The 15915-nt window shown below is 65.2% G+C and carries 17 protein-coding genes; 8 read left to right on the forward strand and 9 right to left on the reverse strand.

Translation table 11 applies throughout. From position 1 onward, the window contains the following. Nucleotide 1 precedes the first annotated feature (1 nt). The 6 genes from atpA to AC1DN9_RS08565 form a co-directional block, all read right to left on the reverse strand. Entirely contained in the window at nucleotides 2-1555 is a 1554-nt protein-coding gene (gene atpA, locus AC1DN9_RS08540; RefSeq protein WP_478099109.1) for a F0F1 ATP synthase subunit alpha, read from the reverse strand. A 36-nt stretch (nucleotides 1556-1591) separates the two neighbouring features. Continuing rightward, complete coding sequence (locus AC1DN9_RS08545; protein WP_478099111.1) at nucleotides 1592-2122, reverse strand: F0F1 ATP synthase subunit delta; 531 nt, start codon at nucleotides 2120-2122, stop codon at nucleotides 1592-1594. An 8-nt stretch (nucleotides 2123-2130) separates the two neighbouring features. Continuing rightward, entirely contained in the window at nucleotides 2131-2601 is a 471-nt protein-coding gene (locus tag AC1DN9_RS08550) for a F0F1 ATP synthase subunit B (protein WP_478099113.1), read from the reverse strand. A gap of 80 nt (nucleotides 2602-2681) precedes the next feature. After that, on the reverse strand, nucleotides 2682-2945 hold the full coding sequence (atpE, locus tag AC1DN9_RS08555; protein ID WP_007830191.1) for a F0F1 ATP synthase subunit C: 264 nt from the start codon (nucleotides 2943-2945) through the stop codon (nucleotides 2682-2684). Between the two features lie 67 nt (nucleotides 2946-3012). Beyond that, nucleotides 3013-3882: a F0F1 ATP synthase subunit A gene (gene atpB, locus AC1DN9_RS08560; RefSeq protein WP_478099115.1), complete on the reverse strand. Its 870-nt coding sequence runs from the start codon at nucleotides 3880-3882 to the stop codon at nucleotides 3013-3015. 12 nt (nucleotides 3883-3894) lie between these two features. After that, nucleotides 3895-4383 carry an ATP synthase subunit I gene (locus tag AC1DN9_RS08565; RefSeq protein WP_478099117.1) on the reverse strand — a complete coding sequence of 163 codons (489 nt, stop codon included), beginning with the start codon at nucleotides 4381-4383 and terminating at the stop codon, nucleotides 3895-3897. Nucleotides 4384-4555: 172 nt separating this feature from the next. Here AC1DN9_RS08565 and AC1DN9_RS08570 point away from each other — a divergent pair, with 172 nt between their 5' ends. The 7 genes from AC1DN9_RS08570 (at nucleotide 4556) to AC1DN9_RS08600 (ending at nucleotide 11124) form a co-directional block, all read left to right on the forward strand. Continuing rightward, a complete protein-coding gene (locus AC1DN9_RS08570) occupies nucleotides 4556-5461 on the forward strand; it encodes an aminotransferase class IV (protein ID WP_478099118.1) in 906 nt (301 codons plus the stop codon). Beyond that, complete coding sequence (locus AC1DN9_RS08575; protein ID WP_478099120.1) at nucleotides 5458-5757, forward strand: YbeD family protein; 300 nt, start codon at nucleotides 5458-5460, stop codon at nucleotides 5755-5757. The genes AC1DN9_RS08570 and AC1DN9_RS08575 overlap by 4 nt, the downstream gene beginning before the upstream one ends. Before the next feature lie 10 nt (nucleotides 5758-5767). Further along, nucleotides 5768-6448: a lipoyl(octanoyl) transferase LipB gene (gene lipB / locus AC1DN9_RS08580; protein WP_478099122.1), complete on the forward strand. Its 681-nt coding sequence runs from the start codon at nucleotides 5768-5770 to the stop codon at nucleotides 6446-6448. A 19-nt stretch (nucleotides 6449-6467) separates the two neighbouring features. Further along, complete coding sequence (gene lipA, locus AC1DN9_RS08585; RefSeq protein ID WP_478099123.1) at nucleotides 6468-7472, forward strand: lipoyl synthase; 1005 nt, start codon at nucleotides 6468-6470, stop codon at nucleotides 7470-7472. A gap of 115 nt (nucleotides 7473-7587) precedes the next feature. Further along, entirely contained in the window at nucleotides 7588-9132 is a 1545-nt protein-coding gene (locus tag AC1DN9_RS08590) for a class I adenylate-forming enzyme family protein (protein ID WP_478099124.1), read from the forward strand. Further along, nucleotides 9113-10240 (forward strand): SLC13 family permease, encoded by a 1128-nt coding sequence (locus AC1DN9_RS08595; protein ID WP_478099126.1) that lies wholly within the window; start codon nucleotides 9113-9115, stop codon nucleotides 10238-10240. The genes AC1DN9_RS08590 and AC1DN9_RS08595 overlap by 20 nt, the downstream gene beginning before the upstream one ends. Nucleotides 10241-10275: 35 nt before the next feature. After that, nucleotides 10276-11124, forward strand: a complete 849-nt coding sequence (locus AC1DN9_RS08600) for a DMT family transporter (RefSeq protein ID WP_478099127.1) — start codon at nucleotides 10276-10278, stop codon at nucleotides 11122-11124. Here AC1DN9_RS08600 and AC1DN9_RS08605 read toward each other — a convergent pair whose 3' ends face one another. Then, nucleotides 11125-12159 carry an NADP-dependent oxidoreductase gene (locus tag AC1DN9_RS08605; protein WP_478099128.1) on the reverse strand — a complete coding sequence of 345 codons (1035 nt, stop codon included), beginning with the start codon at nucleotides 12157-12159 and terminating at the stop codon, nucleotides 11125-11127. 107 nt (nucleotides 12160-12266) lie between these two features. Between AC1DN9_RS08605 and AC1DN9_RS08610 the strand changes: the two genes are divergently transcribed. Continuing rightward, the gene (locus AC1DN9_RS08610) at nucleotides 12267-13910 is read left to right on the forward strand and encodes a SulP family inorganic anion transporter (protein ID WP_478099130.1); all 1644 of its coding nucleotides are present in this window, start codon (nucleotides 12267-12269) and stop codon (nucleotides 13908-13910) included. Here AC1DN9_RS08610 and AC1DN9_RS08615 read toward each other — a convergent pair. Next, a complete protein-coding gene (locus tag AC1DN9_RS08615; RefSeq protein WP_478099131.1) occupies nucleotides 13899-15179 on the reverse strand; it encodes a HAMP domain-containing sensor histidine kinase in 1281 nt (426 codons plus the stop codon). The genes AC1DN9_RS08610 and AC1DN9_RS08615 overlap by 12 nt on opposite strands. Next, complete coding sequence (locus AC1DN9_RS08620) at nucleotides 15176-15862, reverse strand: response regulator transcription factor (RefSeq protein ID WP_478099133.1); 687 nt, start codon at nucleotides 15860-15862, stop codon at nucleotides 15176-15178. Before AC1DN9_RS08620 ends, AC1DN9_RS08615 begins: the two co-directional genes overlap by 4 nt. Between the last annotated feature and the right edge of the window lie 53 nt (nucleotides 15863-15915).

The raw sequence follows: 15915 nt of genomic DNA on the forward strand, positions 1-15915 counted from the left end.
ATCAGGCGAACGACTTCTTGAACGCGGTGACGGCGGTCGTCAGTTCGGCTTCCGCATCCTTGTCGATCGCCTTGGCCTGCTCGATCTTGTCGAGCAGCGCACCATGGCTGGACTTGAGGAACTGATGCAGGCCGTGTTCGAACGGCAGCACCTTCTTCACGTCGAGGTCGTCCATGAAGCCCTTGTTCACTGCGAACAGCGAGGCACCCATCAGCGAGATGGGCAGCGGGCTGTATTGCGCCTGCTTCAGGAGCTCGGTCACGCGGGCGCCGCGGTCGAGCTGCTTGCGGGTCGCTTCGTCGAGGTCGGAAGCGAACTGCGCAAAGGCAGCGAGTTCACGGTACTGCGCCAGGTCGGTACGAATACCGCCGGACAGGCCCTTGATGACCTTGGTCTGCGCCGACGAACCCACGCGCGACACCGAGATACCGGCGTTGATGGCGGGACGGATGCCAGCGTTGAACAGGTTGGTTTCCAGGAAGATCTGGCCGTCGGTGATCGAGATCACGTTCGTCGGAACGAAGGCGGACACGTCGCCGGCTTGCGTTTCGATGATCGGCAGTGCGGTCAGCGAACCGGTCTTGCCCTTGACTTCACCCTTGGTGAAGGCTTCGACGTAGTCGGCGTTCACGCGGGCTGCGCGCTCGAGCAGACGGCTGTGGAGATAGAACACGTCGCCGGGGTAGGCTTCGCGGCCTGGCGGGCGGCGCAGCAGCAGCGACACCTGGCGGTAAGCCACAGCTTGCTTGGACAGGTCGTCATAGACGATCAGCGCGTCCTGGCCGCGATCGCGGAAGTATTCGCCCATCGTGCAGCCCGAATAGGCCGACACGTATTGCATGGCGGCCGATTCCGAGGCGGAGGCGGCAACCACGATGGTGTATTCCATCGCACCGGCTTGTTCCAGAGCGCGCACCACGTTCTTGATCGACGAAGCCTTCTGGCCGATCGCGACGTAGACGCAGGTCATGCTCTGACCCTTCTGGTTGATGATCGCGTCGATGGCCACGGCCGTCTTGCCGGTCTGGCGGTCGCCGATGATCAGCTCGCGCTGGCCACGGCCGATCGGCACCATCGAGTCGATGGACTTCAGGCCGGTCTGCATCGGCTGGTCGACCGACTTTCGGGCGATCACGCCCGGAGCAACCTTCTCGATCACATCGGTCATCTTGGCGTTGACCGGACCCTTGCCGTCGATCGGCTGGCCCAGTGCGTTCACGACGCGGCCGATGAGTTCGGGGCCGACCGGCACTTCCAGAATACGGCCCGTGCACTTGACGGTGTCGCCTTCGGAGATGTGCTCGTACTCACCCAAGATCACGGCGCCGACGGAATCGCGCTCGAGGTTCAGTGCGAGGCCGTACGACGGCGTGCCATCGGCGGAAGGCGGGAACTCGAGCATTTCGCCCTGCATCGCGTCCGACAGGCCGTGCACGCGCACGATACCGTCGGTCACCGACACCACGGTGCCTTCGTTGCGGATGTTCGCGCTGACGCCGAGACCTTCGATGCGGCTCTTGATCAGTTCGGAAATTTCTGCTGGATTGAGTTGCATGACTCTTTCCTTCTTTCGTTAAGGGGGCTGGCGGCCTCAGGCTGCCAGCGCAACTTTCATTTGTTCAAGACGCGCTTTGACGGAGGTGTCGAGCACTTCGTCGCCGACCACTACGCGGATGCCGCCGATCAGCGACGGATCCTGCTGGACCGTGACCTGTAGCTTGCGGCCGAAGCGCTTTTCTAGCGCGGCAGCCACGTTGCCCAATGCGGCTTCGTCGATGGGGAAGGCGCTGTACACCACCGCATCGGACGAACCGCTCTGCGCATTTGCCAGCGTCCGAAACTGCTTCGCGATTTCCGGCAGCGCGGTGAAGCGTCCGTTCTCGAGCAGTGCCGTCAGGAAGTTTTGCGCGGCGGGCGGCAGCGTTGAATCGAAGGCACCGGCGACAACGCTCAACACCTGGTCGGTCGTGACCTTGGGGTTGTCGGCGAACTGCTGGAGCTCGGCGTTGCCGGCGATGGCCGCAACCTTCTCGAGCCAGGCGCTGGCGCCGGACAGGTCCGACGAGGACGCCTTGAAGAGCGCCTCGGCGTAAGGACGTGCAATGGTGGCGAGTTCTGCCATGGCTTCGATCAGAGTTCGGTCTGCAGGCGGGACAGCAAATCGGCATGGACAGCCGGGTTCACTTCCTTCCGCAGGATCTGCTCGGCGCCCTTGACGGCCAGTGCAGCCACTTGCTCGCGAAGGACTTCACGCGCCTTCATGGCCTGCTGCTCGGCTTCGATGCGAGCGGCCGCAACGATCTTGTTGCCTTCTTCCGTGGCGCGGGCCTTGGCCTCTTCAACGATGGCCTGCGCACGACGTTCGGCATCTGCAAGACGCTGGGCGGACTCGTTGCGAGCCTGCCCCAGTTCGGCTTCCACGCGCTTGTTGGCGGCGCTCAGCTCGGACTTGGCCTTGTCGGCTGCGGCAAGGCCTTCGGCGATCTTCTGGGCACGATCGTCCAGCGCCTTGGCGATAGGCGGCCACACATACTTCATCGTGAACCCGACAAGAATCAGGAACACGATCATCTGGATGATCAGGGTACCGGTAATGCTCACTTTTCACCCTCTCTTTGGGAATGAATCCAACGCCATTCAGCGAAAGAACGACATGGGTTCGACGAGAAAGCCTGAACCGATTACTTCGGCAGGTTGGCGATTTGCGCGAGGAACGGGTTGGCGGTCGCGAACCACAGCGCGATACCGGTACCGATAATGAACGCAGCGTCGATCAGACCAGCCAGCAGGAACATCTTGGTTTGCAGTTCGCCCATCAGCTCAGGTTGGCGCGCGGCCGACTCGAGGTACTTGCTACCCATGATGCCGATACCGATACAAGCGCCAACAGCACCCAGACCGATGATCAGGCCGGCGGCCAGTGCGACAAAGCTAATAACTTCCATGATGACTCCTAGAGGACTTTGGTTGAAGAGAAAAGAAAAAACGAAATCGAAACCGGCAGATCAGTGATCAGTGGTGATCGTGCGCCTGACCCACATACACGAGCGTCAGCATCATGAACACGAAGGCCTGCAAGATGATGATCAGGATGTGGAAGATGGCCCAGGCAGTGCCCGCGATGATGTGGCCGAGGGCCAGCAGAATGCCGGTGGCCGACAGGGTCCAGGCGCCACCCATCAAGGCGATCAGCAGGAAGATCAGTTCGCCGGCGTACATGTTGCCGAACAATCGCATGCCGTGCGAAACAGTCTTGGCGATGAACTCGATCATCTGCATCGCGAAGTTGAACGGATACAGCGCCCAGTGATTGCCGAAGGGAGCCGTGAAGAGCTCATGGATCCAGCCGCCCAGGCCCTTGATCTTGATGTTGTAGTAAAGGCAGATGAGCAGCACCGAGACAGACAGGCCCATGGCCACCGAGAGGTCAGCCGTCGGAACCACGCGCAGGTAGGCGTGGTGCGGGTCGCCGCCGGTCAGGCCAAAGATCTTGGCCCAGAGGAATGGCAACAGATCGACCGGCAGCAGATCCATCCCATTGAGCATGACGATCCACACGAAGACCGTGAGCGCCAGCGGCGAGACGAATTTGCGGCTTTTCGCGTTGTGGACGATACCCTTGGCCTGCTGATCGACGACTTCGACCAGGATTTCGACCGCGGCCTGGAAGCGGCCCGGAACGCCGGAAGTGGCCTTGCGAGCTGCCAGCCAGAGAATCCAGCAACCCAGCACGCCGAGCGCAATCGAGAAGAAAAGCGAATCGAAGTTGAAAACGGAGAAGTCGGCGACACCTCCAGGCGAGGAGCTCTGAAGATGCGTCAAATGGTGAACAATGTATTCACCAGCGGTTTGACCATGTTCCGCAGCGTTTTCAGCAGCCATCCGTTACTCGTCTCAAAGTTTCTGGCGCCTGGGAGCGAGCATTACCGCCACCCACGCCGCCTTCATTGTCACCACCAGGCCGATCAGCATTGCTGGCCAGCTCAGCGCCACTACCAGTCTTGGTGCAGCAATCAGCATTGCCACCGTCAAGACCATCTTGACCATTTCCCACAAGAAGAATCCGAACACCGCAGTGCCCGGATTCAGGGAAGAAAACCTTCCGGTCAGACCCCGTGCGAATACCGCAGCGGGAACAACGACCGCCAGTGCGCCGTATCCGGCGGACCATCCCAGATTTTGCCTCCCAGTCAGCCCCCAGGCGACCAATGCCACCAGGAGTCCCGCCACGACCTGAATTGCGATCACGCGCCACGGCGAGATCGACGGCTTCCTGTCGCGCAGCCGTTGCGCCTCCTCGGCTGTCAACGGCTTGAAGTCGTCTTCCGGGTCGGGGTTGTCCTCATGGACCCCCTTAGAGGCATCGCGGGCGATTGTTTTCATTTCGAATGAAGCCCGGATGACGACCCAGAATTTCTACAAAGCCATTGATTATAGGTAGAAAGCTACGGCTCCCCGCCATATGGCCGACCAGTGTGTGCAAATGATCCTTGCGCTCCGGTGCGGAATCGGGTCCGGGTTGGAAAGCTTCGATGCGCCCCCACCATAATTCCTCATGCACCCGATCATCGACGCCCTCCCCGATTCAATCTGTTACCTCGACGGCAACTACACGCCGCTTCGAGATGCCAAGGTGAGTGTGCTGGATCGTGGCTTCATCTTCGGCGACGGTGTGTACGAAGTGGTGCCGGTCTACGGCGGACATCCGTTCTGCTTCGACGAGCACATGGCTCGCCTCGACCGGTCGCTGGCCGAACTCCAGATCAAGAATCCGCTGGCCGCGTCGCAATGGCGTGACATCGTGATACGGCTGATCGAAGCGGCGTCGCCGTCGGTCCGCGCCGGAATGCAGGGCGTCTACATCCAGGTGACGCGCGGCGTCGCGCCGCGCGAGCATGCGATGCCGCAAGGGCTCACTCCCACAGTCTTCGTCATGGCCAACCCGATGAAGCCGGTGCCCGATGCAGTCCGCGCCAAGGGTGTCGCGTGCGTGAGCGCGCACGACTTCCGCTGGCAGAAGGCGCACATCAAGAGCACCAGCCTGCTCGGCGCCGTGCTGGCGCGGCAGATCAGCGTGGAGGCCGGCGCGGCGGAAACCATCATGTTCCGCGGCGAGTGGCTGAGCGAGGCGTCGTCGAGCAACGTCTGGGTGGTGAAGGACGGCGCGATCAGCGGCCCACCCAAGGACGAGTTGGTGCTCGCCGGCATTCGCTATGGCCTGATCGAGCGGCTTTGCGCCGCTGCCGGCATCGCGTTCACCTTGCGCCGTATCGAGCGCGACGAGGTCTTCGGTGCCGACGAGTTGCTGCTGTCCTCGGCCAGCAAGGAAATCCTGCCGGTCGTGAGGCTCGACGGCCAGACGATTGGCGCAGGCCGTCCAGGCCCCATCTACCAGGCCCTTTATGCCGCCTATCAACAGGCCAAGGCACGCAGCACGCAAGAGAACGGAGTCGCAGCATGACCATCACTCAACCGCCCGGCGCGCCCACCGACGCGCGCAAGGATTCGCTGATCGAGTATCCGTCGAAGTTTCCGATCAAGGTCATGGGCGCGAAGGTCGACGGCTTCGTGCATGCGGTCACGCAGATCGCCGAACAGTTCGACCCGATCTTCGACGCTAGCACCGTCGAGCTGCGCAACAGCAAGGCCGGCAATTACCTCGGCGTGACGATCACCGTCACTGCGACCAGCCGCGAGCAGCTCGACGATCTCTACCGCGCGCTTTCCAGCCATCCCATGGTGAAGGTGGTGCTCTGAGCGCTTCCCGATGACCGCTGCGCTCGAAGTTACGCTGCTCGGCCGCGCCGGCTACGCCGCGACTTACGCCGCGATGCAACAGGCGACGCATGAGCGGACGGCAGAATCGGCCGATCAACTATGGATCTGCGAGCATGAGCCCGTCTATACGCAGGGCTTGGCCGGCAAGGCGGACCACGTATTGAACCCGGGAGATATTCCGGTCGTCCAGACCGACCGCGGCGGTCAGGTGACCTACCACGGCCCGGGCCAGGTCGTGGCCTATCCGCTGATCGACCTGCGGCGCGCCGGCTACTACGTCAAGGAATACGTCTATCGCATCGAGGAATCGGTGATCCGCACGCTGGACCATTTCGGCGTCACCGGCCATCGCGTTGGCGGCGCGCCGGGGATCTACGTGCGGCTCGACGATCCCTTTTCGCATGCGGCACTGACTGGCCCAGTGCATCCCGATGACCCGTTTCGCGGGCTCGGCAAGATCGCCGCGCTGGGTATCAAGGTCAGCCGCCATTGCACCTACCACGGCGTCGCGCTCAATGTGGCGATGGACCTCGAACCCTTCTCCCGCGTCAACCCTTGCGGGTACGCGGGGCTGAAAACCGTCGATCTTTCTACAATCGGCGTTCAAACAACCTGGGACGAAGCAGCGCAGGTGCTGGGCAACAAGCTCAACATCTATCTCGCACCTTGAGCCCCGCCAAAGAGAAGCCATGAGCACACTCAACGTTGTCCGCGACGCGCAGAGCCCCGAGAACTACAACCCTCTCGCCAAGCAGAAAGCCGCCGCCAAGCTGTCGCGCATTCCCGTCAAGGTCGTGCAGGGCGAAGTCCTGAAGAAGCCCGAATGGATTCGCGTCAAGGCCGGCTCGCCCACGACCCGCTTCTACGAAATCAAGCAGATCCTGCGCGAAAGCAACCTGCACACCGTCTGCGAAGAGGCCTCGTGCCCCAACATCGGCGAATGCTTCGGAAACGGCACCGCGACCTTCATGATCATGGGCGACAAGTGCACGCGGCGCTGCCCGTTCTGCGACGTCGGCCACGGCCGGCCCGATCCGCTCGACAAGGACGAGCCGATCAACCTCGCGAAGACGATTGCCAAGCTGCGCCTGAAGTACGTGGTGATCACCAGCGTCGACCGCGACGACCTGCGCGACGGTGGCAGCCAGCACTTCGTGGACTGCATCCGCAACATCCGCGAGTTGTCGCCGCAGACGCAGATCGAGATCCTGGTGCCCGACTTCCGCGGCCGCGACGATCGCGCGCTCGAAATCCTCAAGGCTGCCCCGCCGGACGTGATGAACCACAACCTCGAGACGGCGCCGCGCCTCTACAAGGAAGCGCGTCCGGGCAGCGACTACCAGTTCAGCCTCAACCTGCTGAAGAAGTTCAAGGCGTTGCATCCCAAGGTGCCAACGAAGAGCGGCATCATGGTCGGACTCGGCGAGACCGACGAAGAGATCCTGCAAGTCATGCGCGACATGCGCGCGCACGACATCGACATGCTGACGATCGGCCAGTACCTCTCGCCCAGCAACAGCCATCTTCCGGTGCGCCGCTACGTGCATCCCGACACCTTCAAGATGTTCGAGGAAGAGGCCTACAAGATGGGCTTCAGCCACGCGGCCGTGGGTGCGATGGTGCGCAGCAGCTACCACGCGGACCAGCAGGCGCATGAAGCGAAGCTCGCCCCCAGGTCGACTCAATCCGTGTAGCCTCCCACCTCCTACCGGGGGCAACAACCAGCGGCCCGGCGAAGCCGGTTCCGCGGTGTTTCGCGAAGGTGCCTGGCTGCGCCGGCCGGGCTGATCAATACCTCCCGAGCAAACAATGAGCGAATTCGAGACAGCCATCCAACGCGACTTCGGTGCCATCGCCGAGCTTGTTTATCTTCATGCGCAGCAGGCCCCCGGGCGGGCGGCTCTGGCGGATGCCACGCGCGAACTCAGCTATGGCGCGCTCGACACCCTCATGGACCGCATCGCGGCCAGCCTGCAGCGCGACGGCCTGCGTGCCGGCGATGCCATCGCGATCTGCGCGGCATCCAGCGTCAACTACGCAGCCGTGTTCCTGGGCGCGCTGCGTGCGGGCGTCGCGGTCGCGCCGCTGGCGCCCGGCTCCACGCCCGCGAGCCTCGCGCGGATGATCGAAGACGCCGACGCACGCATCCTGTTCGTCGACGAAGCAGCGGCGGAAGTCATAGGGCCCGCGGCGCCCGGCGCCATTCCGCGCATTGCGCTTGACGCCTCGAGCGCGGGCGGCGACTTCGACGACTGGCTCGTCCTCTCCGGCGCGCGGCCGGCAGCGGTCGAACTGCATCCTTCGTCGCCCTTCAACATCATCTATTCTTCCGGCACTACCGGCGAGCCCAAGGGCATCGTGCAGGGCCACGGCATGCGCTGGTCACACGTCAGGCGCGGCGCGAAGTACGAGTACGGGCCCGAGACGGTCACGCTGCTGTCCACGCCGCTCTACTCCAACACCACGCTGGTCGTGTTCTTCCCGACCATCGCATTCGGCGGCTGCGTCGTGCTGATGCCGAAGTTCGACGCAGCGGGGTACCTGAAGCTGGCGGAGCGTCATCGCGTGACACATACGATGCTGGTGCCGGTGCAATACCAGCGTCTGATGGCGCATCCCGATTTCGGCGCGCATGAACTTTCGAGCTTCCGCTTCAAGTTCAGCACCAGCGCGCCGTTCAACGCCGCGCTGAAGGCCGACGTGCTCGCGCGCTGGCCAGGCGGACTGATCGAGTTCTACGGCATGACCGAGGGCGGCGGCACCTGCATCCTCGAAGCCCATCTGCATCCGGACAAGCTGCATACCGTCGGCCGCCCCGCCGAAGGCAGCGACATCCGGCTCATCGACGAGGCCGGCAACGAAGTCGCACCCGGCGAGGCCGGCGAAGTCGTGGGTCACTCGGCCGGGATGATGGTCGGCTACCACCGCCAGCCGGGCAAGACACGCGAGGCCGAATGGTTCGACCCGGCCGGCAAGCGATTCATCCGCACCGGCGATGTTGGACGTTTCGATGACGACGGCTTTCTCACGCTGTTCGATCGCAAGAAGGACATGATCATCAGCGGCGGCTTCAACATCTATCCGAGCGATCTCGAAGCGGTGCTGCGCGGCCATGGGTCGGTGGCGGATGTTGCGGTGGTCGGCGTGCCTTCGGTGCAATGGGGCGAGACCCCTGTGGCCTTCGTGGTGCGGCGCGCCGGAGACGACACGCCGGCCGAGGCGCTCCTGCAGTGGACCAACGCTCAGTTGGGCAAGACACAGCGGCTCGCAGGGGTGCAATTCATCGACGAACTCCCGCGCAGTGCGATCGGCAAGGTGCTCAAGCGCGAACTGCGTGAACGCCACACCGGCTGACGGCGCGCCGGCCGATGCCGACCATGGCGGCGGAAACGGGCTGCTGTGGGTGTTGCTGGCCGCCGCCGTGGTCTTTGCCGTGGTCCGTCCGCGCGCGCCGTTGGACTATGTGCGGCTCGTGGACTGGCAGACCGTCGGCGCACTGGCCGGCCTGCTGGCGATCACGCAAGGCGTCGAACGCAGCGGCATGCTGCAGGCCGCGGCGGCGCGGCTGCTGTCGCGCACGACCGAGTTGCGCAACCTCGTCCTTTTGCTCGCCGCGAGCGCCGCGTTGCTGTCGGCACTGGTGACCAACGACGTGAGCCTGTTCCTCCTCGTGCCGCTCACCCGGGTGCTGGCAACGCAAGCGCATCTTCCCTTGGTTCGGCTGGTGGTGATCGAAGCACTGGCCGTCAACGCCGGCTCCGCGCTGACGCCGATCGGCAATCCGCAGAACCTCTTCCTCTGGCATCGATCGGGCGAGAGCTTCGTCGGCTTCATGACCATGATGGCGCCGACTGTGGCGGTCATGCTGTTCTGGCTGTTCGCGGCAATCCGCTTCCTGGTGCCACGCGCGCCGATCACGCTGAAGCCATCGGGCGAAACCACGCCGATCGAACCGCGCCTGCTGGTCTTGTCGGGCGTGCTCTTCATCGGCTTCGTGATTGCGCTCGATCAACGCTGGCTGCTCGCCGGTCTGGCGGGTGTGTTCGGCGCCTTCCTCCTGCTGCGCCCGCGCGTGCTGCTGGGCGTGGACTGGGCCTTGCTCGCGATCATTGCGCTGATGTTCATCGACCTGCGGCAATTGGCCGAGCTTCCGGCCATCGCCGCGCTTCTGGGTCGGTTGCCCATCGGCGAAGGCTGGCGCGCGTACCTGGCGGCGATCGTGACTTCTCAGTTCATCAGCAACGTGCCGGCCACCATCCTGCTCGACAACTTTGTGCATGACCTGCCCGCTCTCGCGGCGGGCGTGAGCGTGGGTGGCTTCGGATGCGTGCTGGGCTCGCTCGCCAACCTGATCGCGCTGCGCCTTGCGAAAGTGCCGAACGGTCTGCGCGAATTCCATCGCATCAGCATTCCGTTCCTGCTTGTCTGCGGCGCGTCGGCGCTGCTCTTGCGACTGGGGTGAGGTGGCGGGCGACGGGTCCGCTTAAGCTCGGTCCCATGTCTCCTACGCTGAACGCCCTCGCCGCCATCGCACTCTGGGCCACGCTCGCCTCGCTGGGCACTTCGCTCTCGCATCTGCCGCCCTTCCTGCTGACCGGGCTCGCGCTGATGATCGGCAGCGTCATGAGCTGGCCGCTCGTGCTGCGCAATCGCCGCGCATGGGCGGTGCCGGCGCGCACACTGGCGCTGGGCGTCTACGGTCTGTTCGGTTTTCACTTCCTGCTGTTCATCGCACTGCGGCACGCGCCACCGGTCGAAGCGAACCTGGTCAACTACCTCTGGCCGCTGTTCATGGTGGTGTTGGCGCCGGTGTTGCTGCCTGGCGTGTCGCTGCGTCCGCTGCACGTGGTGGCAGCGCTGCTGGGTTTTGCGGGCGCGGCCATTGCCATCCTCGGCGCGCGCAGTGGCGTCTCGGCGAACATTGGCGGGAGCTACTGGGGTTTTCTGCCCGCACTGGGCTCCGCGTTCATCTGGGCCAGCTACTCGCTTTGGACGCAGCGCGTGCCGGCGTTTCCGACCACTGCAATCGGCCTCTTCGGACTGGTGTCGGGCGCGCTCTCGCTGGCGTGCCATGCGCTTCTGGAGCCTTCCGTCGCGCTCTCATCGCGCGACTGGCTGCTCGTCACGCTGTGCGGACTCGGCCCGCTGGGCGCTGCGTTCTTCTTCTGGGACATGGCGCTCAAGCGCGGCGACGCGCGGCAGATCGGCATCCTGAGCTACATCACACCGCTGGCATCGACCGCGTTACTGCTGATCGTGACGCAACGCCCGCTCAGTTGGACCATCGCGCTCGCCGCCGTCCTCATCATCTCCGCCGCAGTGATGGGGACGCGAGCGCGAAGGTAGTCAGTCCGCGATCTTGAGCACCAGCTTGCCGAAGTTCTCGCCGGTGAAGAGCTTCGTCAACGCCTCGGGGAAAGTCTCGATGCCTTCGACGACATCTTCACGGCTCTTCATGCGGCCATCCTTGAGATAGCCCGACATCTCGGCCACCGCGAGGTGATAGCGGTCGGCGTAGTCGAACACGACCATGCCCTGCATGCGCGCCCGGTTCACCAGCAGGCTCAGGTAGTTCTTCGGCCCCTGCACGGGCGTCGTGTTGTTGTACTGGCTGATGGCGCCGCAGATGATGATGCGGGCACCGCGCGCGAGCTTGGCCAGCGCCGCGTCGAGAATCTCGCCGCCGACGTTGTCGAAGTAGATGTCCACGCCCTTCGGGCAATGCGTCTTCAGGCCCTCGCGCACGGCGGCAGGGCCGGCCTTGTAGTCGATGCAGGCATCGAAACCCAGCTCTTTCACCACCCACTCGCACTTGGCCCGCCCGCCGGCGATGCCGATGGCACGGCAGCCCTTGATCTTCGCAAGTTGCCCGACGGTCTGGCCGACCGCGCCGGCGGCGCCGGAGACCAGCACGGTCTCGCCGGGCTTGGGATCGCCGATGTCCATCAGGCCGAAGTAGCCGGTCATGCCGGGCATGCCCAGGACGTTGAGCCATTGGGTGATCGTCCCGGCATTGAGGTCGATCTTCGTGAGCCCGTTGCGCTTGATCTCCTCTTGCGGGATCAGCGCGTACTCCTGCACGCCGAGCGTGCCATACACGATGTCGCCAACCGCGAATGCCGGGTTGCGCGATGCGGCCACGCGCCCCACGCCGCCCGCACGCATCACAGCGCCGATCTCGACCGGCGGGATATAGCTCTTGCCCTCGTTCATCCAACCGCGCATCGCGGGGTCGAGCGAGAGCGACAGCGCCTTGACGAGAACGCCGCCTTCGGCAGGTTCGCCCGCCGGCTCGGTGGTGAACTGCCAGTTGTCGCGCGTGGCCATGCCTTCGGGCCGCTTGGCGAGTCGAACCTGGCGATTGGTGGGTGTGCTGCTCATGCTCATATCTCCTTGAGGGCTTGCTGGGGCAAGCGCATCGTAGTGCCGACACCCGCCGGGGCTGGTAGCGAAGGCGACAATGGGCCAGGTTTCCTCGCCATTCATCCATGAACCCACCCCCCGCGCATCGCGCCATCCGCGCCGCCGACTGGGTCGCTGGCCTTTCCATCGCCGGACTGCTGCTGCCGGAGGCGGTCGCCTATTCGGGCATTGCGGGGATGCCGCCCCAGTCGGGCGTGATCGCGCTGTTTGCGGGCCTGTTCGTCTACGGTCTTCTGGGAAGCAGCCGCTTCGCGATCGTTTCGGCCACGTCTTCTTCGGCCGCGGTGCTGCTGGCGGCCACGACTTCCGCCGGCGCGCGCGGCACCGCATTGCAACTGGCCCTCAGCGCAGGGATCGTGCTGCTGGCGGGGTGCTTCTTCCTGATCGCGGCGGCGGCGCGGCTCGGCGCCGTCTCGAACCTGATCGCCAAGCCGGTGCTGCGCGGCTTCGCACTCGGGTTGGCGCTCACCATCGTGGTCAAGCAGTTGCCCAAGGTTGTGGATGTGCACCCGGTGCACAGCGATTTCTTTCGCCTTTCGTGGGAGCTGATCACCAGCTTCGCCCAATGGAACTACGCGGGATTGGCAATGGCCGCCATCGGCGTGGCCCTGCTCCATGGGCTGGGGCGCTGGCGCACGGTGCCCGCAGCGCTGCTCGTGATCGCCGCCGGCATCGCATTGGACGTCACCGGCTTTTGTCGCCAATGGCACATTGCCGCGGTCGGGCCGATCGAGCTCGGTCTCTCGCCTCCCAACACGCCGACGCTCACGCGCGAGGAGTGGCTGCGCATGGGCGAACTGGCCTTCGCGATGGCGCTGATCCTCTATGCGGAATCCTGTGGATCGATCCGCACCTTTGCGCTGCGGCACGGCGATACCGTCTCGCCCAATCGCGACCTGCTGGCGCTCGGTGCCGCCAACCTGGCGTCCGGGTTGTTCCAGGGGATGCCGGTCGGCGCCGGCTATTCGGCCACCTCCGCCAACGAAGCCGCCGGCGCACAAAGCCGCGCCGCCGGGCTAGTCGCCGGGGCCGTAGTCCTGCTCGCTGTCATCACGCTGCTGCCATGGATTGCCCATACGCCAGAGCCCTTGCTCGCTGCGATCGTGATGCATGCCGTCGGCCACACGCTGAATCCTGGCAGCCTGCGCCCCTACTTCGCCTGGCGGCGCGACCGGGTCATCGCGTTGGTCGCGTTCGGCGCGGTGCTTCTGTTCGGCGTGCTGGACGGCCTGCTGGCAGCCATCGGCGTCAGCCTGCTCCTGCTGTTGCAGGGCCTGTCGAATTCACACGTGAGTTGGCTCGGCCGACTAGGCCAGAGCCACGACTACGTGGACACTGCGCGCCACCCGGAAGCCCAGGTGCCCGCCGGCATGCTGATCGCACGGCCCGAGGTGCCGCTGTTCTTCGGCAATGCCGACACCGTGTTGGCCACGGTCCGGACCCGCGTGGAAGCGACGCAGCCGATCAGCCACGTGGTGCTCAGTCTCGAAGAGTCGGCGGATCTCGACGGCACCAGCATCGAGGCGCTGTGCGATTTCGCTGCTTCCGTCCGCCAGCGCGGCGCGCGACTGCTGCTCGCGCGGGTCAAGGACACGGTCCGCGATCTGCTCGAACAGGTGCGCAATCCCGATCTGCCGCCCGCCGCGTACGCCGCCTGGAGCGTGGACGACGCCGTAGAGCAGGCGCGGGCCGCAGCTTCAGGTCAATAGCGCGGTGACAGCGAGTCCGGGTTCGGCGTTGCGCACGGTGAGCTTGCCGCCATGCGCTTCGGCCACCAGACGGCACAGGTACATGCCGAGGCCCACGCCGCCGGTCGCGCGCTGGCGTGCGCTGTCGGTCCGGTAGAAGGGTTCCGCGAGGCGTTCCAATTGCGCCACGTCGACGCCCGGGCCGAAATCTCGCACCTCCAGTTCCACACCCTGCCCAGCCCTGCGCAGTGTCACGCGAGGAGGCGCCGCACCCTCGGCCCCGTGGCGCAGCGCGTTGTCGAGCAGGTTGCGCGCAAGCAGGCGGACGCGCGCGCGGTCCAGCGAGAGCAAAGGCAGATCCGCCAGGATTTCCACGGCGACGTTCTCTCCCCCATCAAGCTCGTCGACCACCTCGCGCACGAGCGCCGCCAGATCGATCGGTTCGCGGTGCAGCGCGGCATGCGGGCTGGCGAGTCGCTCGCTCTCGAGCAGGTCGCTGATGAGGTCGCGCATCTCGGCCAGGTCGCGCAGGAGCGCAGCGCGCTCGGCCGCGCCCTCCGTTGTCGCCGGGAGCAGTTCCGCGTTGAGACGCGCCCGCGTGAGGGGTGAGCGCAACTCGTGGCTCAGCGCCAGCAGCAGCGCGCGCTTGGCGTCGAGCATCCCCTGGATGTCATGGGCCATGGTGTTGATGCGCAGCGCGAGGTCGCCCAGTTCGTCGCGCCGGCGCAGCGGGATCGGTTCCTCGAAGGCGCCGCGCCCGAAGCGCTCCGCGCCAGCACGGATGTCGTCCAGCGGCCGCAACAGCCGGCGGACGTACGCGTAGGCCAGCACGATCAGGGCCAGCAGCAGCCCGAGCGTGATCCAGCCGATGCCCTGCGGCTCACGCTCCCAGGGCAGCGTGCCGACGCCGAAGCTGATGCGGTGGCCATCGGCGGTCGTGCGGCTGAGCCAGTCCCCCCGCGGGCCGAAACCGTGCCGGTGACGGTCTGGATGTGAATCCCAGTTCACGACCGGTCCCTCGATACGGATCGAGATCGGCAGCCGCGTGACCAGCGCCTCGGCGCGGGCCACGTCCGGCGGCGTGCCAAGCTCGGCCACGATGCGATCCACGTAGTCGGCGACGAGCGGCCTGGCGGCGTCGCGCCAGCCGGTCGAGAAGGCCCGCTGCATGCCGCCGAGGAACACCGCGGCCATCGCCAGCGCAAGCAGCACGAACGCGATGATCAGTTGCACACGCAACGAATGCCGCCAGCGATGGCGCCAGCCGTGGCCAGCTCGCCGCGTCCTCATGACGCGCTCTTGCCGACAGCGAGCGTGTAGCCCGCGTTGCGCAGCGTCTTGATGCAGTCCAGCGGCTCGAGCTTCTTGCGCAGCCGGCTCACGACGATGTCGACCGCGCGCGTGTAGAGCTCGGCTTCGTGCCCACGAAGGCGATTCAGGATGTCGTCGCGGCTCCAGACCTTCCCCGGCTGGTCCGCCAGCAGGGCCAGCAGCTCGAACTCGGTGCCGGTGAGATCCACGCGTTCGCCGTGGCGCAGCACCTCGCGCCTGTCGAGGTCAATCGACAGACCCTCGAACTCCCGCCGCTGCGATGGCGCCGCAGGCGGCACCGCCCGCTGGCGGCGCAGGATGGTCTGCACGCGCGCCACCAGTTCACGAGGCTCGAAGGGCTTCGGCAGATAGTCGTCGGCCCCGAGTTCGAGGCCGACCACGCGGTCCATGACCTCGCCGCGCGCGGTCAGCATCACGATCGGGATGTCGCTTTGCTTGCGGATTTCGCGGCAGAGCGCAAAGCCGTCCATCTCGGGCAGCATCACGTCCAGGATGGCGGCGTCATAGGTCGTCGCGCGCAGCTTTGCCAGGCCTTCGCTCGGACGGGTCGCGCTGTCCAGCACGTAGTCGAAGCGCGCGAAGTAACTCGCGAGCGGCGCACCCAGGTGCTCGTCGTCGTCGATCAACAGGATGCGGGGCATTCGGGCATTGTGCATACGCGCAAAGAGAAGGCTCGTCACCAGACCCGAGGGCA

It is taken from the genome of Variovorax sp. 05L425, from assembly GCF_056397705.1.